Origin of the sequence: Neisseria sp. P0020.S003 (genome assembly GCF_051957095.1) — a bacterium.
Classification (GTDB): domain Bacteria; phylum Pseudomonadota; class Gammaproteobacteria; order Burkholderiales; family Neisseriaceae; genus Neisseria; species Neisseria subflava.
In genome coordinates, this window is sequence record NZ_JBQCWU010000010.1 from 1 (window position 1) to 21,325 (window position 21,325).

General features: G+C 50.5%; 22 protein-coding genes. 10 read left to right on the top strand and 12 right to left on the bottom strand.

Annotated features, from left to right (window positions below; all coding sequences use genetic code 11):
• Positions 1 to 52 precede the first annotated feature (52 nt).
• Positions 53 to 403: a helix-turn-helix domain-containing protein gene (locus ACTHTQ_RS06810; RefSeq protein ID WP_039406616.1), complete on the bottom strand. Its 351-nt coding sequence runs from the start codon at positions 401 to 403 to the stop codon at positions 53 to 55.
• A gap of 243 nt (positions 404 to 646) precedes the next feature.
• Here ACTHTQ_RS06810 and ACTHTQ_RS06815 point away from each other — a divergent pair, with 243 nt between their 5' ends.
• Positions 647 to 1,975, top strand: coding sequence for an anaerobic C4-dicarboxylate transporter family protein (locus tag ACTHTQ_RS06815; protein ID WP_440363539.1), 1,329 nt, complete (start codon positions 647 to 649; stop codon positions 1,973 to 1,975).
• Positions 1,976 to 2,044: 69 nt separating this feature from the next.
• Here the strand turns inward: ACTHTQ_RS06815 and ACTHTQ_RS06820 are convergent, their stop codons facing one another.
• Positions 2,045 to 2,470 carry a DUF4124 domain-containing protein gene (locus tag ACTHTQ_RS06820; RefSeq protein WP_049322303.1) on the bottom strand — a complete coding sequence of 142 codons (426 nt, stop codon included), beginning with the start codon at positions 2,468 to 2,470 and terminating at the stop codon, positions 2,045 to 2,047.
• 189 nt (positions 2,471 to 2,659) lie between these two features.
• Between ACTHTQ_RS06820 and guaB the strand changes: the two genes are divergently transcribed.
• A complete protein-coding gene (guaB, locus tag ACTHTQ_RS06825; RefSeq protein ID WP_003678893.1) occupies positions 2,660 to 4,123 on the top strand; it encodes an IMP dehydrogenase in 1,464 nt (487 codons plus the stop codon).
• A 273-nt stretch (positions 4,124 to 4,396) separates the two neighbouring features.
• Positions 4,397 to 5,416, top strand: a complete 1,020-nt coding sequence (waaF, locus tag ACTHTQ_RS06830) for a lipopolysaccharide heptosyltransferase II (RefSeq protein ID WP_440363499.1) — start codon at positions 4,397 to 4,399, stop codon at positions 5,414 to 5,416.
• A gap of 142 nt (positions 5,417 to 5,558) precedes the next feature.
• On the opposite strand, the gene ACTHTQ_RS06835 is transcribed toward waaF, so the two are convergent.
• From ACTHTQ_RS06835 to ACTHTQ_RS06845, 3 genes are all read right to left on the bottom strand, one after another.
• Positions 5,559 to 6,533 carry a class 1 fructose-bisphosphatase gene (locus ACTHTQ_RS06835; RefSeq protein ID WP_440363500.1) on the bottom strand — a complete coding sequence of 325 codons (975 nt, stop codon included), beginning with the start codon at positions 6,531 to 6,533 and terminating at the stop codon, positions 5,559 to 5,561.
• A 67-nt stretch (positions 6,534 to 6,600) separates the two neighbouring features.
• A complete protein-coding gene (locus tag ACTHTQ_RS06840; RefSeq protein WP_070583373.1) occupies positions 6,601 to 6,954 on the bottom strand; it encodes a hypothetical protein in 354 nt (117 codons plus the stop codon).
• Between the two features lie 130 nt (positions 6,955 to 7,084).
• Positions 7,085 to 7,930, bottom strand: coding sequence for a 23S rRNA (adenine(2030)-N(6))-methyltransferase RlmJ (locus tag ACTHTQ_RS06845; protein ID WP_440363501.1), 846 nt, complete (start codon positions 7,928 to 7,930; stop codon positions 7,085 to 7,087).
• Between the two features lie 125 nt (positions 7,931 to 8,055).
• On the opposite strand from ACTHTQ_RS06845, the gene ACTHTQ_RS06850 reads away from it, so the two are divergent.
• Together ACTHTQ_RS06850 and ACTHTQ_RS06855 are read left to right on the top strand one after the other, a co-directional pair.
• On the top strand, positions 8,056 to 8,670 hold the full coding sequence (locus ACTHTQ_RS06850; protein ID WP_003683409.1) for a riboflavin synthase: 615 nt from the start codon (positions 8,056 to 8,058) through the stop codon (positions 8,668 to 8,670).
• Between the two features lie 15 nt (positions 8,671 to 8,685).
• On the top strand, positions 8,686 to 9,552 hold the full coding sequence (locus ACTHTQ_RS06855) for an ATP-binding protein (RefSeq protein WP_440363502.1): 867 nt from the start codon (positions 8,686 to 8,688) through the stop codon (positions 9,550 to 9,552).
• Positions 9,553 to 9,617: 65 nt separating this feature from the next.
• On the opposite strand, the gene ACTHTQ_RS06860 is transcribed toward ACTHTQ_RS06855, so the two are convergent.
• A complete protein-coding gene (locus ACTHTQ_RS06860; RefSeq protein ID WP_440363503.1) occupies positions 9,618 to 10,046 on the bottom strand; it encodes a Spy/CpxP family protein refolding chaperone in 429 nt (142 codons plus the stop codon).
• A 277-nt stretch (positions 10,047 to 10,323) separates the two neighbouring features.
• Here ACTHTQ_RS06860 and rpe point away from each other — a divergent pair, with 277 nt between their 5' ends.
• Positions 10,324 to 11,004: a ribulose-phosphate 3-epimerase gene (rpe, locus tag ACTHTQ_RS06865; protein ID WP_440363504.1), complete on the top strand. Its 681-nt coding sequence runs from the start codon at positions 10,324 to 10,326 to the stop codon at positions 11,002 to 11,004.
• 104 nt (positions 11,005 to 11,108) lie between these two features.
• Here the strand turns inward: rpe and ACTHTQ_RS06870 are convergent, their stop codons facing one another.
• Both ACTHTQ_RS06870 and ypfJ read right to left on the bottom strand, forming a co-directional pair.
• A complete protein-coding gene (locus ACTHTQ_RS06870) occupies positions 11,109 to 12,491 on the bottom strand; it encodes a phosphomannomutase/phosphoglucomutase (RefSeq protein WP_440363505.1) in 1,383 nt (460 codons plus the stop codon).
• 121 nt (positions 12,492 to 12,612) lie between these two features.
• Entirely contained in the window at positions 12,613 to 13,455 is an 843-nt protein-coding gene (ypfJ, locus tag ACTHTQ_RS06875; protein ID WP_137040892.1) for a KPN_02809 family neutral zinc metallopeptidase, read from the bottom strand.
• A gap of 186 nt (positions 13,456 to 13,641) precedes the next feature.
• Between ypfJ and ACTHTQ_RS06880 the strand changes: the two genes are divergently transcribed.
• Positions 13,642 to 14,139 carry a YbhB/YbcL family Raf kinase inhibitor-like protein gene (locus tag ACTHTQ_RS06880; RefSeq protein ID WP_070749591.1) on the top strand — a complete coding sequence of 166 codons (498 nt, stop codon included), beginning with the start codon at positions 13,642 to 13,644 and terminating at the stop codon, positions 14,137 to 14,139.
• Between the two features lie 76 nt (positions 14,140 to 14,215).
• On the opposite strand, the gene ACTHTQ_RS06885 is transcribed toward ACTHTQ_RS06880, so the two are convergent.
• From ACTHTQ_RS06885 to ACTHTQ_RS06895, 3 genes are all read right to left on the bottom strand, one after another.
• Positions 14,216 to 14,725, bottom strand: coding sequence for a peptidylprolyl isomerase (locus tag ACTHTQ_RS06885; RefSeq protein WP_070632836.1), 510 nt, complete (start codon positions 14,723 to 14,725; stop codon positions 14,216 to 14,218).
• A 118-nt stretch (positions 14,726 to 14,843) separates the two neighbouring features.
• Positions 14,844 to 16,259 (bottom strand): SLC13 family permease, encoded by a 1,416-nt coding sequence (locus tag ACTHTQ_RS06890; RefSeq protein WP_440363506.1) that lies wholly within the window; start codon positions 16,257 to 16,259, stop codon positions 14,844 to 14,846.
• 265 nt (positions 16,260 to 16,524) lie between these two features.
• A complete protein-coding gene (locus tag ACTHTQ_RS06895) occupies positions 16,525 to 17,697 on the bottom strand; it encodes a sugar transporter (protein WP_440363507.1) in 1,173 nt (390 codons plus the stop codon).
• 145 nt (positions 17,698 to 17,842) lie between these two features.
• On the opposite strand from ACTHTQ_RS06895, the gene ACTHTQ_RS06900 reads away from it, so the two are divergent.
• A complete protein-coding gene (locus ACTHTQ_RS06900) occupies positions 17,843 to 18,052 on the top strand; it encodes a heavy-metal-associated domain-containing protein (RefSeq protein ID WP_049344680.1) in 210 nt (69 codons plus the stop codon).
• A 250-nt stretch (positions 18,053 to 18,302) separates the two neighbouring features.
• Here ACTHTQ_RS06900 and cueR read toward each other — a convergent pair whose 3' ends face one another.
• On the bottom strand, positions 18,303 to 18,695 hold the full coding sequence (gene cueR, locus ACTHTQ_RS06905; protein ID WP_049336562.1) for a Cu(I)-responsive transcriptional regulator: 393 nt from the start codon (positions 18,693 to 18,695) through the stop codon (positions 18,303 to 18,305).
• 147 nt (positions 18,696 to 18,842) lie between these two features.
• On the opposite strand from cueR, the gene ACTHTQ_RS06910 reads away from it, so the two are divergent.
• Both ACTHTQ_RS06910 and ACTHTQ_RS06915 read left to right on the top strand, forming a co-directional pair.
• A complete protein-coding gene (locus ACTHTQ_RS06910; RefSeq protein ID WP_003674677.1) occupies positions 18,843 to 19,052 on the top strand; it encodes a heavy-metal-associated domain-containing protein in 210 nt (69 codons plus the stop codon).
• A 99-nt stretch (positions 19,053 to 19,151) separates the two neighbouring features.
• A complete protein-coding gene (locus ACTHTQ_RS06915) occupies positions 19,152 to 21,314 on the top strand; it encodes a heavy metal translocating P-type ATPase (protein ID WP_440363508.1) in 2,163 nt (720 codons plus the stop codon).
• The last annotated feature ends 11 nt before the right edge of the window (positions 21,315 to 21,325 follow it).

Consider the following 21,325-nt stretch of genomic DNA (forward strand, 5'->3'; position numbering starts at 1 on the left):
CTTTTGGGCAGGTTTGCGATGTGCGGCAGGTATTTGAGCGGGTGTTGCGCCCTCAGTGTTTGGACGGTTTGGCTTTGTCCTTTTCGGTCCGCTTTTGGCTGAGGGCTTTTAACTCCTTTAGGTAGGCGACCTCTGCGCGCATATAGCACAACTCTTCAATAAGCTCTGCCTGTGTTTTTTCTTGGTCGGGTTTATCTGCGATGAAGGGGTTTTTGCGGTGTTGGGGCATGGTTTTGGATTGGGGATGTTCGAGTGCGCCGATACCGCCTTCTTGATAGGCGCGTATCCATCGTCTCAGGTGGGTTCGGGAAATGCCGTAGTGGTCTGCGGTACGCTGTTGGCTGCGTATATGCAGGTAGTGGAGTACGGCTTGGTATTTGAAGTGTAATGTATATTTGCTCATAAAAAAACTGCACCTTGTGAGTTGGAGGGGATGTCCAACTTTTGGGGTGCAGTTCAAATCTTCAGACGGCCTTTTTTGTGCTTTTAATGAGTCTATTAGTTAAATGAGAATATTATTTATTTAATGTAGGTCGGTATGTATAATTAGGTAAAGTATGGTTAGGGAAGAGGGTTTACTCTATAATCCAACCGTTTGTAATTTTATTTCGGCTAAGGCCGGATTTTGGGAGTTGTTATGTCAACTATGTTTTTTATCCAGTTTGCCGTTGTGCTACTGTGTATCCTGATTGGTGCGCAGGTTGGCGGTATTGGTTTGGGCGTGCTCGGCGGTATCGGCTTGGCTGTATTGTCTTTTGGTTTCCATCTTCAGCCGACCAGCCCTCCGATTGATGTGATGCTGATGATTATGGCGGTAGTGTCTGCCGCGGCGGCCATGCAGGCCAGCGGCGGTTTGGACTATATGATTAAGATTGCCACGCGCGTGTTGCACCGCAATCCGAAATACATCACCTTTATCGCACCGGCGGTAACTTACACCTTTACCGTATTGGCAGGTACGGGCCATGTGGCTTACTCGGTCTTGCCCGTGATTGCCGAAGTCAGCCGTCGCAATGGAATCCGTCCTTCCCGTCCGCTGACGATGGCGGTTATCGCTTCCCAATTTGCTATTGTCGCCAGCCCGATTGCCGCCGCGGTTGTTGCCTGCGTCACCATGCTTGAGCCACAACACATCACGATGGCGGATGTGTTGAAAGTTACCGTTCCCTCCACGATTTTGGGTATCGGTTTGGCTTGCGTGTTTGTAAACAAACTGGGCAAAGAATTGAAAGACGATCCGCATTATCAGGCTTTGCTGAAAGACCCGAATTATGTGAAAGAATACATCGATGTGGAGGAACAACAAACCGATGTCGCTATTTCGCCGAAAGCCAAATTGTCGGTCGGTATTTTCTTGACTGCGGCATTGCTGGTGGTCGTGATGGGTGCGCTGCCTGAGCTGCGTCCGGCTTTTGAACACGATGGCGCGATCAAGCCTATGGGCATGGCGCATACGATTGAAATCGTGATGTTGTCAGCTGCTGCGCTGATTATTTTGGCGTGTAAACCCAATGGCGATGCGATTACCCGAGGTTCGGTATTCCATGCCGGTATGCGTGCCGTGATTGCAGTATTTGGCGTGGCTTGGTTGGGCGATACCTTGATGAACGGCCACTTAACAGAAGTGGAATCGACCGTCAGTCATTTGGTTGAATCTGCACCATGGACCTTTGCCTTTGCCCTGTTTATCTTGTCGGTATTGGTCAACAGCCAAGGCGCGACAGTGGCGACGCTGTTCCCAATCGCCATTAAACTGGGTATTCCAGCGCCCATCATCATCGGCACATTTGTTGCGGTAAACGGCTATTTCTTCATTCCGAACTACGGTCCGATTATTGCCGCTATCGACTTTGATACAACCGGCTCAACCAGAATCGGCAAATTCATCTTCAACCACAGCTTCATGATTCCGGGCTTATTGAGCATGGCATTTAGTTTGGCGTTCGGTTTGTTGTTGGTTCAACTGTATTATTGATAGGCTGAAAAATGAAGGCCGTCTGAAATTAAATTTCAGACGGCCTTTTTGATATTGTTATCCGAGAGCTTAATTGCAGTATTTATTAACGTCGTTTTGGTATTGTTTAATTAGGCTGTCGCGATTGGCCAAGCGTGCGCTTTCGGCGACTTGGCGGTTGATTTTGGCGATTTTGCAGTTTTCCAGCTTGTTTTGGCGGTTTTGCTCTTCGATTTTTTTATTGCGCTCTTCGATTTGTTTGTTTTGTTCCGCGACCTGTTCGTTGGGCTGTTCGGCAACCGGCTCAGATGCCGCAACAGCAGGTGCAACGGCAGGTTTGACGTTGTGCGTGCGGATGTTGACCACGCCGGAACGCTTCGGTTGCAGACGGTTTGGCGTATCGGAATAGCTGTTGCCCGATGCGCCTTTCCAAGTGTAAACCTCGGCCGCGCCGGTCAGGGCGGCGGAAGAGAGAAGGGCTGCTATCAGACAGGTTTTGAGTACGGAAGATTTCATGGGTTTCCCTTATGTAAATGATGTTCTCATGCGACTTATTTTACTTGAAACTGCAAGGCATTGGCATATTTTTGTACGCCAAATCAAATCATGTAAAAAAATAACGTTAAAACGTGTATTGCCAATGTTAGCATCAAGCCGGTGTGATATAATGCCGTGCATCTTGCACAAACTGAAAGACCGAGCATCATGCGTATTGTAGAAAAAGCCTATACTTTCGACGACGTTTTGTTGGTTCCAGCGCACTCAAACGTGCTGCCTCGAGATGTCAAACTCCAAACCAAACTCACCCGCGATATCACGCTCAACCTCCCTCTACTTTCTGCTGCAATGGATACCGTTACCGAAGCGCGTCTGGCCATTTCTATGGCTCAAGAAGGCGGCATCGGCATTATCCATAAAAACATGACGCCGGAGTTGCAAGCGCGTGCCGTTTCCAAAGTGAAGCGCCATGAGAGCGGCGTGGTGAAGGATCCCGTTACCGTTGCGCCGACCGCATTGATCCGCGAAGTCTTGGAAATGCGCGCACAACGCAAACGCAAAATGTCCGGTCTGCCTGTTGTTGAAAACGGCAAAGTGGTTGGTATCGTGACCAACCGCGACCTGCGTTTTGAAAACCGTGTCGATCTGCCGGTTTCTGCCATCATGACCCCCCGCGACCGTTTGGTTACCGTACCTGAAGGTACCAGCATTGATGAGGCCCGCGAAATCATGCATGCGCACAAAGTTGAGCGCGTTTTGGTGTTGAACGACCAAGACGAACTCAAAGGTCTGATTACAGTTAAAGATATTCTGAAAACAACCGAATTCCCTAATGCCAACAAAGATGCCGAAGGCCGTCTGCGCGTCGGTGCCGCGGTGGGTACCGGCGGCGATACCGAAGAGCGCGTCAAAGCATTGGTAGAAGCAGGCGTGGACGTGATTGTGGTCGATACTGCCCACGGTCATAGCCAAGGTGTTATCGATCGCGTGCGCTGGGTAAAAGAAACCTATCCGCACATCCAAGTCATCGGCGGCAACATCGCTACTGCCAAAGCTGCTTTGGATTTGGTGGCCGCAGGTGCGGATGCCGTTAAAGTCGGTATCGGCCCGGGCTCGATTTGTACGACCCGTATCGTGGCAGGCGTGGGCGTGCCTCAGCTGACTGCGATTCACAATGTTTCCGAAGCCCTGAAAGGCACCGGTGTTCCCCTGATTGCCGACGGCGGTATCCGCTTCTCCGGCGATATTGCCAAAGCTCTGGCAGCAGGTGCATATAGCGTCATGCTGGGCGGTATGTTTGCCGGTACGGAAGAAGCACCGGGCGAAATCGAACTCTACCAAGGCCGCTCTTACAAGTCTTACCGCGGCATGGGTTCGTTGGGTGCAATGAGCCAAGGTTCTGCCGACCGCTACTTCCAAGACAAAACCGACAGTACAGACAAATATGTTCCTGAAGGCATTGAAGGCCGCGTTCCTTACAAAGGCCCGATTGTGAACATCATCCACCAACTGACCGGCGGTCTGCGCTCCAGCATGGGTTATTTGGGTTGCGCCAATATTGCTGAAATGCACGAGAAAGCAGAATTTGTGGAAATCACTTCTGCCGGTATGAGCGAATCCCACGTTCACGACGTACAAATCACTAAAGAAGCGCCTAACTACCATCGTTAAACCAGTATAAAAAGGTCGTCTGAAAATATTTCAGACGGCCTTTCTGTTTTTATAAGGTTTTAAAAATGAAGCAAATATTGCTTGCCGCCGTTTGGCCTGGTGTTTCTGGTTGGGTATTTGCAGAATTTGCCGAATAATTGGAAAGACAAACGCTTCACGCGCTGAAATGACATGTATTAACTAGTACGTTTTGAACTGAGCGATTAAACCGAGTTTCAGACGGTCTTTTAAAAATCGTATTACAATAAGCGAAAATTAAAAACACATTCCATTATGTCCAAAAAAATCCTGATTATTACCCCAAGCTGGATTGGCGACTGCGTCATGACCCAACCGCTTTATCGCCGTTTGCATGAGCTGCATCCCGGCTGCACCATTGATGCTTTTGCCCCCAAATGGTCGATGGCTGTATTTGAGCGTATGCCTGAAATCAACCGTGTGATGGAAAACCCGTTTGGACATGGTGCATTGGAATTGAAAAAACGCTGGCGTATCGGGCGTGAATTGGGAAAAGAAGGCTATGATCAAGTGATTATTTTGCCCGGTTCGCTCAAATCCGCCATTATTGCCTTGGCTACGGACATTAAACAGCGTACGGGCTACGTCGGCGAGTCGCGCTATTTTTTGCTTAACGATATTCGTAAGTTGGATAAGGCCGCATTGCCGTTGATGGTTGACCGCTATACTGCGCTGGCGCATCCGACCCAAGCAGATTTTAACGGGCATTCTGATAATCCCTGTTTCACGATTGATCCTGAAAGCCGTCAAGCCGCTTTGGCAAAGCATGGTTTGGCGACGGATAAACCGATTTTGGCATTTTGTCCCGGCGCTGAATATGGCCCGGCCAAGCGTTGGCCTGCGCGTCATTTTGCCGAACTCGGCCGCCGATATTTGGCTGAAGGTTGGCAGGTTTGGCTGTTTGGTTCGCAAAAAGATTTTGAGATTGCAGATGAAATCAACCGGCTTTCAGACGGCCTATGCACCAATCTTTGCGGTAAAACCAATCTTCCGGAGGCGATTGATCTGTTGTCTTGCGCCGATACGGTCGTGTGCAACGACAGCGGTCTGATGCACCTTGCGGCCGCGCTTGATCGGAAATTGGTTGCGGTTTACGGCTCATCCAGCCCTGACCATACGCCGCCTCTAAGCCAAAAGGCAAAAATCGTCAGCTTGAATTTGGATTGCTCGCCTTGTTTCAAACGCGAATGTCCGTTGGGGCATACGGATTGTTTGAACAAGCTGACGCCGGATAGGGTACAAAAAGCGGCGGAAGAGCTGGCTCGTTCGGCGTAATCCCATAAAGATTAGATGGAACACAGCAAAGGGCAGATTTGAATCTGCCCTTTTGATTTGTGTTTCTTTTATTTTTTAACAAAAGGCCGTCTGAAATATGATTTTCAGACGGCCTTTTAGGGTTTGAAATCAATACATCTGATTATTTCTGATGCAGATTATAAACGTATTCCACTTCTTCGCGGCTGCCCATGAATACGGCAACACGTTGGTGCAGGCCGGTAGGTTGGATGTCGAGCATGGCTTCGATGGCGTTGTTTGATGCGCCGCCGGCTTGTTCCATAAGCAGGCTCATCGGGTTGGCTTCGTACATCAGGCGCAGTTTTCCCGGTTTGGATGGGTCGCGTTTGTCTTGTGGATACATGAATACGCCGCCGCGCATCAGGATGCGGTGAATTTCGGCAACCATGCTGGCTACCCAGCGCATATTGTAGTTTTTGCCGCGTACGCCGGTTTCGCCTGCCAGCAATTCGTCAATGTATTGTTGAACAGGGGGGAACCAATGTCTTTGGTTGGACATATTGATGGCGAATTCTTTAGTGGATTCGGGAACGCGCGGATTTTCTTTGGTCAGCAGGAATTGGTTGGCATCGTCCAGAGTGAAGACGAATACGCCGTGACCGACAGTCAGTACCAGTTGGGTTTGCGGACCGTATAAAACATAACCTGCGGCCACTTGGTTGCGGCCTTTTTGCAGGAAGGATTCGGTAGTTAATTTGCCTTCAGGTTTCGCCAAGATGGAGAAGATGGTGCCGACGGAGATGTTGACGTCGATATTGGAAGAGCCGTCCAGCGGATCAAACAATACCAAATAGCCGCCATTTTCGTGTGTGGCGACATAGGTATCTTCTTCTTCGCTGGCAAGGCCTGCGATGTTGGCATTGGCTTTTAAAACATCAATCATGATGTTGTTGGCGATGACGTCAAGTTTCTTTTGGTCTTCGCCTTGGATGTTGCCGGTACCTGCCATGCCCAAAACGCCGGAAAGCGCACCGAGGCGGACTTTGGCGTTGATATCCAAACAGGCGGCGGCTACGGATTCCAGTACGCTCGCCAGCTCTTGCGGCAGTTTGTGTTCGGGTAGGTGTTGGGCTAAGAATTGGTTCAGTGTCTTCATGGTTTCACTCTTTTCCTAAGTTTGAATCGAATATTTTTCAATTTCAGGCCGTCTGAAAACGGCGTGTTCATTTGGTTTTGCTGTCGGCCATGCCTAAAACTTCTTTAGTGCAGGCGATGCTGGTGTCTTTGATGCGTTTTTTCAGCTCGTCGCTCATGGAGTCGCTGCCGCCCAAAAGCGAGGTCGCTTCTTCAGGATTGATTTGGTCGACTGTTTTTTCGCCGATGCAGCGGCAGATTTTTTCAGTGGTCGCGGAATCAAACGGGCTTTTTCCGGAAGCTTTTTCTACGCAGGCTTCGGTTGCCGAGCGGACAAATTCGGTGCGGAAACTTTGGGTAAATTCTTCTTTAAATTCGTTTTTTACTGATTCGCTGCACGCGCAAAGCAGGAGCGTGCAGGCTAGGGGTGTGCGTATATTCATGAGTGGACGGTCGTTAATTGTTATGTTATGAATTGTAGTGGAAAAAGGCTTAAGTATAAAGGGTTAAGGCCGTCTGAACAGGTATAGCGGCAAAATCGAAGCGCTTGGGTATGCGTTCAGACGGCCGCGTTTATTTCGTTTTGCTTTCCAATATATAATGCGCGCCGGCATCTTGCGCTAAAATTTTGGCAAGTTCGGGCAGATTGTTTTGCAGCTGTTCGGCAAGCATATAGGGCGGGTTGATGATGAACATACCGCTGCCGTGCATACCGAAGCCGTCACTGCGCGGCGTATGGACATGAAGTTCGGCGTGCAGATAATTGTCGGGAGCGATTTTTTTGAGTTCGTCCGGCAGTTTGCGGCTTTCTTCACGGCTCAGGCAGGGATACCAAACCATGTAGCAGCCGGTTTCAAAGCGTTTCAAGGCATCTTTCAAAACTTGGACGACACGGCGGTAGTCTTGTTTTTCTTCGTAGGGCGGATCAATCAAGATTGCGGCGCGGCGCGGTGGAGGAGGCAGTAATGAAATCAAGCCTTGATAACCGTCCGCTTGGCTGACCTGTGCTTTACGCGCAGGACGGACTTCACGCATATTGTTTTGCAAATGGACAAAATCGGCAGGATGCAGCTCAAAGAGGCGCATTTTATCGCTGTCGCGCGTGAGTGCCTGTGCCAGCCAAGGCGAGCCGCAGTAAAGGTTGTCTTGCGGCAGTATTTGTTTCAGACGGCCTACAAATTCGGCCAATTCGACAGGCAGCTTGTCAGCTTGTTCCAAGAGCGCAATGCCTTGTTTGTATTCGCCGACTTTTTGCGCTTCATCGCCGCTCAAATCATACAAACCGGCACCGCTGTGCGTATCGATATACCAATAGGGCTTGTCTTTGCGGTTGAAATATTCAAGGACGAGGAAGAGGGTGAAGTGCTTGAGCATATCGGCATGGTTGCCGACATGGAAGGCGTGGCGGTAGCTGAGCATGATCGGGCTGCGGAAATAAAAATCCGATTATACCCCAAACCATCGCCATCACTGCTTTCAGACGGCCTTTGTGCCTGGAAAATGCTACAATATCCGCCTTATCGTACCATCGGAAAGAAGACATCATGTTTACAGGCATCGTACAAGGCATGGGCAAAATTACAGACATCGCCCAACCTTCGCCCGACTTTCGTACCCACACAGTCGAGCTGCCCCCCGAAATCGCCGACAATCTGCAAACAGGCGCCTCTGTCGCCAACAATGGCTGCTGCCTGACCATTACCCGAATCGACGGCAATAAAGTCAGCTTTGATTTGATGGACGAGACTTTACGCAAAACCAATCTCGGCAGCTTGAAAGTCGGCGACAGTGTCAATTTGGAACGCGCGGCACGGTTTGGCGACGAAATCGGCGGCCATGTGATGAGTGGCCATGTGATGGCGGTTACCCGAATTTCCCGTATCGAATCCAGTGAGTTCAACCGTACCGTTTGGTTTGAGCTGCCGGAAAACCTAAAGCCCTATATTCTCACCAAAGGCTTTGTCGGTTTGGACGGTTGCAGCCTGACCATAGGCGAGGTTAGCGACAGCGAATTTTGCGTACACCTGATTCCGGAGACTTTGGAGCGTACCCTGTTTGGCAGCCGCAAAGAAGGCGACCTCATCAATATCGAAATCGATCCGCAAACCCAAGCCGTTGTCGATACCGTGATGCGTGTATTGGCACAAAAGGCCGTCTGAAAAAAGAAAGCCGAAATGAAATTATCCAATTTTTTGAAAAAAGTCAATTCCGTTTTAAACCGTCTGGATTTAATCCTGCCTGATGAAGCCGGTAAAACCGACTGGCGCGCTTTGGCCTACCGTTGGCACAGCGTGGGCAAAAAAGGTATTTTGGAAAGCCTGCCGCGTCCGCATACGTTTCCTTTGAGCAGATTGGCGGCTGTCGGTTCGCAAACCGATAGGCTGAAACGCAATACCGAGCAATTTTTGGCAGGCCGTCCGGCAAATAATGTCTTGATGACCGGTGCGCGCGGTACGGGCAAATCCTCCTTGGTTAAAGCGTTGTTGCACGAATACGCCGAGCGCGGCTTGCGACTGATTGAAGTGGACAAAAGCGATTTGATCAGCTTGCCGGCTTTGTTGACGCTGTTGTCTGAGCGCCCCGAGAAATTTATCGTTTTCTGCGATGATTTGTCGTTTGAAACCAGTGATGAAACCTATAAAGCCTTGAAAACGGCTTTAGACGGCGGACTGTCGCAACGTTGCACCAATGTTTTGGTTTATGCCACTTCCAACCGCCGTCATTTAATTCCTGAATACATGGATGAAAACGGCGGTACTATGGGCATTCGCGGAGAAATCCATCAGAAAGAGGCCGTCGAGGAGAAAATTTCCCTTTCTGACCGCTTCGGCTTATGGCTGAGTTTTTATCCTTTCGATCAAAACGATTATTTGACCGCCGTAGCCAACTGGTTGGACGATTTCAATGTGCCTTTTGACGATACAGCGCGCCAAGCCGCGTTGCAATGGGCGCAAATGCGTGGCAGCCGTTCAGGCCGTTCGGCATGGCAGTTTTCCTGCGACTGGGCAGGCCGATTGCCGGAAGAAAGAGTGCTGGATTAAGGTTGAAAAAACAAAGGCCGTCTGAATATGGTTTCAGACGGCCTTTCTGTATTTTTATTGATTTATTAGCGCAAGCATGAAGACAACCATTGCTGGCGTTGGCGTGGATTGAGCAGATGATAGAAGCGGTATTGGATTTCCATTTCATCCACCGCATAGTCCATGCTGGAGAGGTAGCGGTTTTCAACATAATCGCGAGCGGCGTTTGAGTCGAATGAGTCGCCGGAGAAGATTTTGATGATGGTTTGACGGCGGTTGCGGTCGGAGCGTACGGTTTTACGGTAGGCTTTATCGTTGATTTGTTTGAAGTCGGTACGCAGGCGGCGCAGGGCGGCGTGTTGGTCGGCGGATAAATTGAGCTGTCGAATGTCGCAATTCGGGTGGAAATCGTCCAAGGTGGCCAGAAACGGACCGGCGTGTGCAGGCAGACTGGAACAGAGTAGGGCGAGTGCTAAGAAAATAAAAGTCGGATAGCGGGAAAGTGCAACAGACACGGTGTTTTCCTAATGTTTCATCAGGTTTGGAAATATAACCGATAAGCGTGTGAAAGGCAGTATCAATGCAGTTAACTTTTGTTAATGATGTTAGATTTTTTTGCAGATGTATGTAATCTAATAATTTATTTTCAAAGCCTTACTATGTGATTATAAGTTTCATTAATGTATATGAAATGTAAATTCATAAAAATGACGGCAGAGATGTTGTCGGCAGCATACAACATAGGGTTAAAAATGCGATAATGACAAAGGAACACACTTTAGGAGAATAAACATGACAGACTACCGTATTGCCCCCAGTATTTTGTCTGCCAATTTTGCCCGTCTGGGCGAAGAGGTTGCCGAAGTGATTCGCGCCGGTGCGGATTTGATTCATTTTGACGTGATGGACAATCATTATGTGCCGAATCTGACTTTCGGCCCTATGGTTTGCGCGGCTTTGAAACCGTATGCAACCGTGCCGGTCGATGTGCATTTGATGGTTGAGCCGGTGGACGATTTGATTCATGCGTTTGCCAAAGCCGGTGCCAATATCATTACCTTTCATCCTGAAGCCAGCCGCCATGTCGACCGCAGCTTGGGTTTGATTAAAGAATACGGCTGTCAGGCAGGCTTGGTATTGAATCCTGCTACACCGGTCAATATTCTGGAAAACGTTTTGGACAAACTGGATATGGTGTTGCTGATGTCGGTCAACCCGGGCTTCGGCGGACAAAGCTTTATTCCGAATACGCTGGTGAAAATCCGCAAAGTGCGCGAGATGTTGGACGAGTATGAACGGCAAAGCGGCCGCCATATCGCATTGGAAGTCGATGGCGGCGTGAAGACAGACAATATTGCTGAAATTGCAGCGGCAGGTGCGGATACGTTTGTGGCCGGTTCGGCGATTTTTGGCAAACCGGATTACAAAGCCGTTATCGATGAAATGCGTCAGCAGTTGGCGCAAGTCGGATAACAAAGCCGGGATATTCTTGGTTTTAAAACTTTAAATAATCAATGTTTAATATTAAAGGCCGTCTGAAATGATTTTCAGACGGCCTTTTATTTTAGCCTAAACCCTTACAGCGGCCATTTCAATGCTGGATTGCTTTCAATGACTGCTTTGAATTGGTTTTGAATACGCTTAATCGCTTCTTGCGTATCCGCTTCAAAACGCAATACCAAAATCGGCGTGGTATTGGAAGCACGCATCAGTCCGAAGCCGTCAGGGAATTCAACGCGCAAGCCGTCGATGGTGATGATTTCGGTCGCACCTTCAAACTTGGCATTGGCAGCCAGCTCTTCAATCACTTTGTGGCCGTTGCTGCCTTCAGGCAGGTCGATGTTGAGTTCCGGAGTGGAAATGCTTTGCGGCAGGCTGTTCAACACTTCGGACGGATTGTCGAAGGCAGACAGGATTTCCAAGAGGCGTGCGCCGGCATACATACCGTCGTCGAAGCCGTACCAGCGTTCTTTAAAGAAAACGTGGCCGCTCATTTCGCCGGCAACCAGTGCGCCGGTTTTTTTCATGGTGGATTTGATGAAGCTGTGGCCGGTTTTTTCCATCACAGGTTCGCCGCCGTGTTCTTTAATCCAAGGCGCGAGCAGGCGAGTGGATTTGACGTCGAAAATCACTTTGGCTTTAGGATTGCGGCTCAACACGTCTTGCGCGAAAAGCATCAGTTGGCGGTCTGGATAGATGATGTTGCCGTCTTTGGTGACGACGCCCAAGCGGTCGGCATCGCCATCAAATGCCAAGCCGATTTCGGCATCGCTGTTTTTAAGCTCAACTATGAGGTCTTGCAGGTTTTTCGGTTTGGAAGGGTCGGGGTGGTGATTAGGGAAATTGCCGTCCACTTCGCAGAAAAGTTCGGTCACTTCATTGCCCAAACCTTTGTAGAGTTTGCCTGCAAATGCGCCGCCGACACCGTTGCCCGCGTCAATCACGATTTTCATCGGACGTTTGAGCTTGATGTGGCCGACGATGTTGTTGTGGTATTCGCCGGAGATGTCTTTTTCGGTTACGCTGCCTTGTTTGTCGGCGGCAACAAAACCGTCTTTCTCAACAATAGCTAAAAGTTCTTGAATGGCTTCGCCTGCGAGCGTGTCTTCGCCGAGCATCATTTTGAAACCGTTGTAATCGGGCGGATTGTGGCTGCCGGTAATCATTACGCCGCTGCCGCCGCATTCGTTGATGGCTGCGAAGTAGAGCATAGGAGTGGCAACCATACCGACGTTGAGGACGTCGATGCCGCTGTCGGTAAAACCGCGTTGAATTTGTGCCATCAGGCCGGGACCGCTCAAACGGCCGTCGCGGCCGAGTGCGATGCGGGTAATGCCTTTTTCTAAGGCTTTGGTGGCAATGGCTTTACCGATTAAGTAGGCAGCTTCGGCAGTCAGGGTTTTACCGACGATGCCCCGGATGTCGTAGGCTTTAAAAATGTCGCGGGCGATATTTGCCATGTGGATTTCCTTTAAATTTAAGGGGAAATAATGGGGCTTATTTTAACACGGCTAAAAGGCCGCCTGAAGCATTCAGACGGCCTTTTGTCGTTACATCAAAGAACAGTGTTGCTTGGTCGAATCAATTGTTGAAAGTGTTGCACTGGTTGATGTCGCCGCTTTCCAAACCACGCTTGAGCCAAGTCATGCGTTCTTCAGACGAGCCATGGGTAAAGCTGTCGGGAACGACATAGCCCTGAGCTTGTTTCTGCAAGCGGTCGTCGCCGACGGATTCGGCGGCAAGCATCGCTTTTTTAATGTCTTCGGCTTTGAAGATATTGTTGTTGACGGCGTAGTGTCCCCAAATACCGGCGAAACAGTCGGCCTGCAATTCGAGTTTGACGGAAAGGGCATTGGCCTCTTTCTTGCCGACTTGTTGTTGCATTTTGTGGACTTTAGGCAGAATGCCGAGCAGGTTTTGAACGTGATGGCCGACTTCATGGGCAATAACGTATGCAAACGCGGCATCGCTAGCGGATTCGAGCTTGGTGCGCATGTCTTCGTAGAAACTCAAATCCAAATAAACTTTTTGGTCGCCCGGGCAGTAAAATGGACCCATGGCAGATTGGCCCGTACCGCAGGCGGTGGATGTACCGCCTTCATACAACACCATGGTCGTCGGTCTATAGCTTTGACCGTGTTGTTGAAAGTATTTGCCCCATGCTTTTTCCGTATCGGCAAGGACGACACGGGACAGCTCGTTCAATTCGGCTTCTTGTTGGCTGTCGAGTCGGGAAGCTTGCTGGGTAGGAATGCCCATCGAAGATGAGCCGCCAACCAAACCGCTCAAATCCACGCCGTAATATGCACCGACCAAAACCACGATAATGCCGAGTATGCCCGGCGTTTTGCCGCCACCGCCGCCGCCACGGCTTCCACGGCGATCTTCGACGTTTTGGCTTTGTTCACGACCTTTCCAATCCATAATGCGTATCCTGTATAGTTTTCATGCGGCGGATTATACTATGGAATGTCAAATGTGTTTGATCGAATTGCGAATATTGCTGGAGGCCGTCTGAAAATGCGGCATCGGGAAAGTGAAAACGGCAGTATCTTTCAGACGGCCTTGGTGTTTGTTAGAATGAACCAACCTACTATTGGGAGATATAAGATGAAAGTCAGCAGTAAAGCTATTGTCAACGGTGAATTTGAAGACAAATACGGCAAGCGCGGCAGTCAGTTCAGCCCGAGCGGTATGCCTTCTTATTCGATTCCTTTTGAAATCGAAGATGCGCCAGAAGGAACAAAATCGTTTGCCGTGGTGTTGGAAGACAAAGATGCCATTTCAGCATCCGGCTTCGTATGGACGCATTGGTTGATTTCGGATTTGAAACGCACTTCAGTGGCAGAAAATGAGAGTATTTCTGCAACAGATTTCACACAGGGCGCGAACACTTGGGCGAGTGCGTTGGGTAAATTTGAAATCGAAGAGGCTTCTTTTTACGGCGGTATGGCGCCACCGAACAACCGACATCGTTATGAACTGATTGTGTACGCGCTGGATACCGTTTTGGATTTACCGCGCGGTTTCCGCTTTAATGAGTTGCATTTTGCCATACAGGGCCATGTGTTGGATTCGGCATGCGTGGTCGGTACTTATGATGTGTGACGGTATGCGTCATTATTGAAAAACAGCCTGTCTGGTTTTAATTCGGACAGGCTGTTTTTATGGGAAATCAAATCAGTTAAACCACTTCGGCTTTAGTGATGATGACAGGCTCGCTCGGTACGTCGTCGTGGTAGCCGTGACGTTTGGTAGAAACGCCTTCGATGGCATCGACAACGTCAAAACCGTCAACGACTTTACCGAATACGGCATAGCCCCAGTCTTGGACTACGGTTTTGCCGTACAGCTCTTTAGAACGGAAGTTCAGGAAAGCGTTGTCGGCGGTGTTGATGAAGAATTGCGCGCTGGCAGAATGAGGATCGGAAGTACGCGCCATGGCGATGGTGTATTTTTCGTTAGGCAAACCGTTGGACGCTTCGTTTTGAATCGGATCGCGGGTTTCTTTTTCGTTCATGTTTTCATCCATGCCGCCGCCTTGAATCATGAAGCCTTTGATGACGCGGTGGAAGATTACGCCGTCGTAGAAGCCGTCTTTAACGTATTGCTCGAAGTTTTTAGCAGTAACGGGGGCTTTGTCGAAATCGAGTTCGATTGTGATGTCGCCTTTGTTGGTGTGCAGGATAATCATGGGTTTCCTTTCGTTAGAATCCGGTTTTGAATCATTCGTTAAATTGTGTCTGAACGAGAAACTTCAAGGCCGTCTGAAAAATATTCTTTCAGACGGCCTTGTTGTTTGGGTCGATGGTTTACATCAGTACAACATAAGCCCACAGAGCAACCAGTACCACGCAGAGGATGTTCAGCAATAAGCCGACATTCATCATTTCGCGTTGTTTGATTAAGCCTGTACCAAACACAATCGCGTTAGGTGGTGTGGCAACCGGCAGCATGAAGGCACAAGATGCGCCTACACCGATGACGAATACCAAGACTTGTTCCGGCAGGCCCATTTGCGCGGCGATGCTGGCGAAAATAGGCACAAGCAGGGCGGCGGAAGCCGTGTTACTGGTGAACTCGGTCAGGAAGATGATGAAGGTGGCAACCACGAAAATCACCAGCAATGCAGGAGAATGGGAGAACGTGGAAGCAACTTGCTGACCCAATGCTTCAGATGCGCCGGAAGATTGCAGCAATGCGCTCAAGCTGATACCGCCACCGAAGAGCATCAATACACCCCAGTCGGTATTGCGGGCAACTTCTTTCCATTGCGCCACGCCGAATACGACGACGGCAACGGCGGCAATCAGGGCGATAACGGTATCAGGGTTGGAAATACCGAATGCGGCTTTGATTTTGGAGCTGAATACCCAAGCGATGGCAGCGGCCAAGAAAATCAACAGCGCGATAACGCGGTGCAAAGTCCAAGGGATAGATTCGGCTTTAACTTCCACGCGCTCGTTCAAATTAGGCTTGAGGATGACGTACATGGAGAACAGCATCAGCGGCAGAATCAACAGCATCATCGGTAAGCCGAGCTTCATCCAGCCGACGAAGTCCAAGTTCAGCGCTTTGGCGGCAATCATGTTCGGCGGAGAGCCGACCACGGTACCCAAGCCGCCGATACTGGCGCAGTAGGCGATACCGAGCAGGACGAAAACGTAGGTTTTGCGTTCTTTTTCTTGGTCGAGGTGGCTCATCATACCCATTGCCAAAGGCAGCATCATCGCGGCAGTCGCAGTGTTACTGATCCACATAGACAGGAAGGCAGTAACGGCAAACAGCATCAACACGGCGACTTTCATATTGCCGCGTGACAGGCGCAACAGGCTGACGGCGATTTTACGGTCGAGACGCTGCATGTGCAGGGCGGTTGCAAGCGCGAAACCACCGAAGAAGATGTAAATCGTCGGGTCGGAGAAACCGGACATTGCTTTTTTGATGTCCATATCCGGGAAGCCGAGTACAACGGCAAGGATAGGGATCATCAGCGCGGTAACGGTAATGTGTACGGCTTCGGTAAACCAAAGTGCCGCAACGAAAAGCAACAACGCAATACCTTTGTTGGCATCGGTGCTGTAAGGAAGGATGTAATAAATGCCGAAGCAGACAACAGCAGAGATAATGGTCGTCAGCAGTCCTTTAAAGTCGGTAATCGGCTTCTGCGCACTGAGAAGCTCGACGTTCTCAGGATGCTGAGTCTTATCCTTGGCGTTTAAGTCCATGATGTATTCCTCTGAAACATGATTGGTTTTTCTTTTCAGCCGTACGTTCAGACGGCCTAATAGGTAACAGTATATTTGTAATTTAATGTAGTGTAAACAAATTGTAAATTGTTTTTTAAAAATGAAATGAAAACCGGATAAGCAGCAAGAAAACTGCTTATCCGGCGGAATAAAGACCCATTGTGGGTTAATAAGAATCAGGATAAATCGGTAAAACTGCCAAAATTACGGCAGAGTCAGTAATACTATCCTGATTTATATGGATTTAAACGTTTTGCGTCAGATTGTCTTGTTCCTTAAACAACAAGCCGCAAACGGCCAGACCTGCCGCCGCCAGCAAGGCTCCGGCAATGCCGATATTGGAAAGGCCGAACCAAACGGTTACATAATGCCCCAAAAGCGCACCGCCGCCGATGCCGACATTGTACAAACCTGAATAAATCGAGTTGGCCACATCTGTTGCATCCGAGGCAAATGCCAAGACTTTCGACACCATGCCCAAGCTGACGATGACGATGGCCACGCCCCAAATAAACACCAGCGCGTACACCGCATAAGGGAAAGAGGCAAACGGCAGAAGCAGCAGGGCGGAGAGCAGGATGACCGCCACCGCGCCAAGCATAAACAGGCGTTGCGATTTGGCAAACCATTTGCCAAACAGATAAGACGCGGCAAATCCTGCCAAACCGTACAGGCTCAAAACGATGGTCACTTGTTCAGCCTTAAATCCGCCAACTTGCAACACAAAAGGCTCGATATAGCTGTATGCCGTGAAATGTGCCGTAATAATCAACACCGTCATTGCATAGAGCAGCATCAGGTTGCGGCGTTTAAACAAACTCGGCAGGCTGCTTAAAGAGCCGGTATTTTGGCTGGGTAAAGCAGGCAGATTTTTGGCCAACACCAGCATTACGCCGGCAGCGCAGACCCCGATCAGCAGGAAGCTGAGCTGCCAGCCGAAGTATTGCCCGACCACGCGCCCCAGCGGAATACCCAAAACCATCGCCAAAACCGTACCCGTACTGAGCAAGCCCAAAGCCTGATTGGTTTTGCCGGCGGGGGCAAGCCGTACCGCCAAAGAAGCCGTAATCGACCAAAAGACCGCATGTGTCAGCGCAATCCCGATACGACTGACTAAAAGGATGTTGAAGTTCCAAGAAAAAAACGACAGCGCGTGAAACAGCGCAAACAGTGCAAACAGCATTAGCAATAATTTGCGCCGTTCGATGTTTTTCGTCATCAGCATCAGCGGCAGCGATAGGAGCGCAACAATCCACGCATACACCGTAATCATCATGCCCACTTCCGTTGCCGGTTTGTCAAAGCTCTGACCAATGTCGCTCAAAAGTGCAATCGGAATGTATTCGGTGGTATTGAAAATAAACGCCCCCACCGCCAGAGCGCATACGCTAACCCATTGTTTAAATGTTGAAGTCATTATTATGTCCGTTTGATGAAGCAAAGGGCGTTATTGTACGCCTATCTGCATTTTTCAGACGGCCTTTAATGAAGAATTTGCAAGTTGTTTGTGTAAGGAGTAAAGTGTTTGGCAACCATATTTGTTTGAATGAAAGGAAATACAAATGCAAACTGTTACCCTCAACATCGACGGCATGACCTGCGGCGGCTGCGTGAAAAGCGTAACCCGTCTTTTGGAAGGTGTAGAAGGCGTGGAAAAAGCAGAAGTCAGCTTGGAAAACAAAAATGCAGTGATTACTTTCGATGAAAGCAAGACAGATGCCGACGCGCTGATTGATGCCGTAGAAGACGGCGGCTACGACGTGGCTTTGTAACCGATAAGCGTATTTTTGAATATAAGGCCGTCTGAAACGTTTCAGACGGCCTTTGTCTCTTGATCACTTACTTTTTGCCATTATTTGGATTACACCGCCACACGGGTAAACAAAAGTTTTCGCGCATATCTGAAGCAAAGCGGCGGCAAGTGGCTGCCGTATTACGACGAGGCCTGTACCAAACCGTTAGCGGCCGACTAAGGCTACCTGAAACTTTTCAGGTAACCTGTTTCTATTCTGCCCAAGCCGCCTAACGCTCCTCCAGCCCGGCCAAAATCGCACAATCCGGGCAGTCGTCTCCCGCGCAGGCATCGTGCCAACGTTGCAGCTCGGCCACCATGCCCTGCAAGCGTTCGATTTTGGCTTCCAGCTCGGCGATGTGCCGCGCGGTGAGCGTTTTCACTTCGCGGCTGGTGCGCTGCGGGTTGTGTTGCAGGCTCAAAAGCTGCCCGATCTGCGGCAGCGAAAAGCCCACTTCCCGCGCATGGCGGATAAAGCGCAGCCGGACAAGGTCGGCCTGTCCGTAGCGGCGGTAGCCCGCTTCGCTGCGCGCGGCCGGGGCGATTAGGCCGTGCTTTTCGTAGTCGCGGATTTGTTTGGCGGAAAGGCCGCTCTCGGCCGCGGCCTGGCTGATGTTCATCATGATGCTTGACCTTTACTTCGGGTAAAGCTTTATAGTGGCGGCACTTAGCGGGAAAGCAAGAGCAGACCCATCATTTCAGGTTACCTGAAAGCTTTGGCTGCAACGGGCTTTAAAACCTCAGCCTCATTCCAACAGAAAGGAAACCCTATGCAAACCATCACATTAAACATCGAAGGCATGACCTGCGGCGGCTGCGTGAAAAGCGTTACCAGCATCCTCGAAGGCGTAAACGGCGTGGACAAGGCCGAAGTGAGCCTGGAAAACAAGAATGCCGTCGTGGAATTCGACCCCGCCCAAACCAACCCCGCCGCGCTGATAGAAGCGGTGGAAGACGGCGGCTTTGATGCGGCTTTGTAAATCGAATCGCAACAAATCGACTGCAACACCCCAAAGGCTACCTGAAAACCCTGCTCCGCTTTTTTCAGGTAGCCCAACCACATTCAGAAGGAAGAAACCATGCAACAAAAAGTCCGTTTCCAAATCGAAGGCATGACTTGTCAGGCCTGTGCTTCGCGTATTGAAAAAGTGTTGAACAAAAAAGATTTTGTCGAATCGGCAGGGGTGAACTTTGCCAGCGAGGAAGCGCAGGTTACATTTGACGACAGCAAAACCTCCGCAGCCGACATTGCCAAAATCATTGAGAAAACCGGTTACGGCGCGAAGGAAAAGACGGAAGATACATTGCCGCAACCTGAAGCAGAACATCATATCGGCTGGAGGCTGTGGCTTTTGTTGGCCATCAATATTCCGTTTTTAATTGGCATGGCAGGCATGATGATCGGGCGGCACGATTGGATGATTCCGCCGTTGTGGCAGTTTGTGCTGGCAAGTGTGGTACAGCTTTGGCTGGCGGTGCCGTTTTACAAAAGCGCGTGGGCAAGCATTAAGGGCGGGTTGGCGAACATGGACGTGTTGGTTACCATCGGCACGGTATCGATTTACCTGTATTCCGTTTATATGCTGTTTTTCAGCCCGCACGCGGCGCACGGCATGGCACACGTGTATTTTGAAGTAGGCGTGATGGTGATCGGTTTTGTGTCGCTGGGCAAATTTTTGGAACACCGCACCAAAAAATCCAGCCTGAACAGCTTGGGCTTGCTGCTCAAACTCACGCCGACCCAAGTCAACGTGCAACGCGATGGCGAATGGAAACAACTGCCCATCGACCAAGTGCAAATCGGTGACCTTATCCGCGCCAACCACGGCGAACGCATTGCCGCCGACGGCATCATCGAGAGCGGCAGCGGTTGGGCGGACGAGAGCCACCTCACCGGCGAATCCAATCCCGAAGAGAAAAAGGCGGGCGGCAAAGTGTTGGCAGGTGCGCTGATGACCGAAGGCAGCGTGGTATACCGCGCTACGCAGCTCGGCAGCCAAACCCTGCTCGGCGACATGATGAATGCGCTCTCTGAAGCACAAGGCAGTAAAGCACCGATTGCGCGCGTAGCCGATAAAGCGGCGGCGGTATTCGTGCCAACTGTTGTGGGCATTGCGCTTTTGACTTTTATCGTTACTTGGCTGGTGAAAGGCGATTGGACGGTGGCGCTGATGCACGCCGTCGCCGTTTTGGTGATTGCCTGCCCGTGCGCACTCGGTCTGGCAACGCCTGCCGCGATTATGGTCGGCATGGGTAAGGCGGTGAAACACGGTATTTGGTTTAAAGACGCGGCGGCAATGGAAGAAGCCGCCCACGTCGATGCCGTCGTACTGGACAAAACCGGCACGCTGACCGAAGGCAGGCCGCAGGTTGCCGCCGTTTATTGCGTTCCCGACAGCGGCTTTGACGAAGACGCTTTGTACCGCATAGCTGCCGCCGTCGAGCAAAACGCCGCTCATCCGCTCGCCCGCGCCATCGTCTCCGCCGCCCAAGCGCGCGGCTTGGAAATCCCCTCCGCACAAAACGCGCAAACCGTTGTCGGCGCAGGCATTACCGCCGAAGTAGAAGGCGTGGGTTTGGTGAAAGCAGGCAAAGCCGAATTTGCCGAACTGACCTTGCCGAAGCTTTCAGACGGCGTTTGGGACATTGCAAGCATTGTTGCAGTCTCAGTTGACAACAAACCGATCGGCGCATTCGCACTTGCCGACGCGTTGAAAGCCGATACCGCCGAAGCCATAGGCCGTCTGAAGAAACACAATATCGATGTCTATATTATGAGCGGCGACAACCAAGGCACGGTCGAATACGTCGCCAAACAGTTGGGCATCACACACGCCTTCGGTAACATGAGTCCGCGCGACAAAGCCGCCGAAGTGCAGAAACTTAAAGCCGCCGGCAAAACCGTAGCGATGGTCGGCGACGGCATCAACGACGCCCCCGCGCTTGCCGCCGCCAACGTCAGCTTCGCCATGAAAGGCGGTGCGGATGTTGCCGAACACACTGCGTCCGCCACGCTGATGCAACATTCGGTCAACCAGCTCGCCGATGCCCTGCTGGTGTCGCAGGCGACTTTGAAAAACATCAAGCAAAACCTGTTTTTCGCCTTCTTCTACAATATCTTGGGCATCCCGCTCGCCGCACTCGGCTTCTTAAACCCCGTCATCGCAGGCGCGGCCATGGCGGCAAGCTCGGTTTCGGTGTTGGGCAATGCCTTGCGCCTGAAACGGGTGAATATTGAGTGATATGGAAAAAT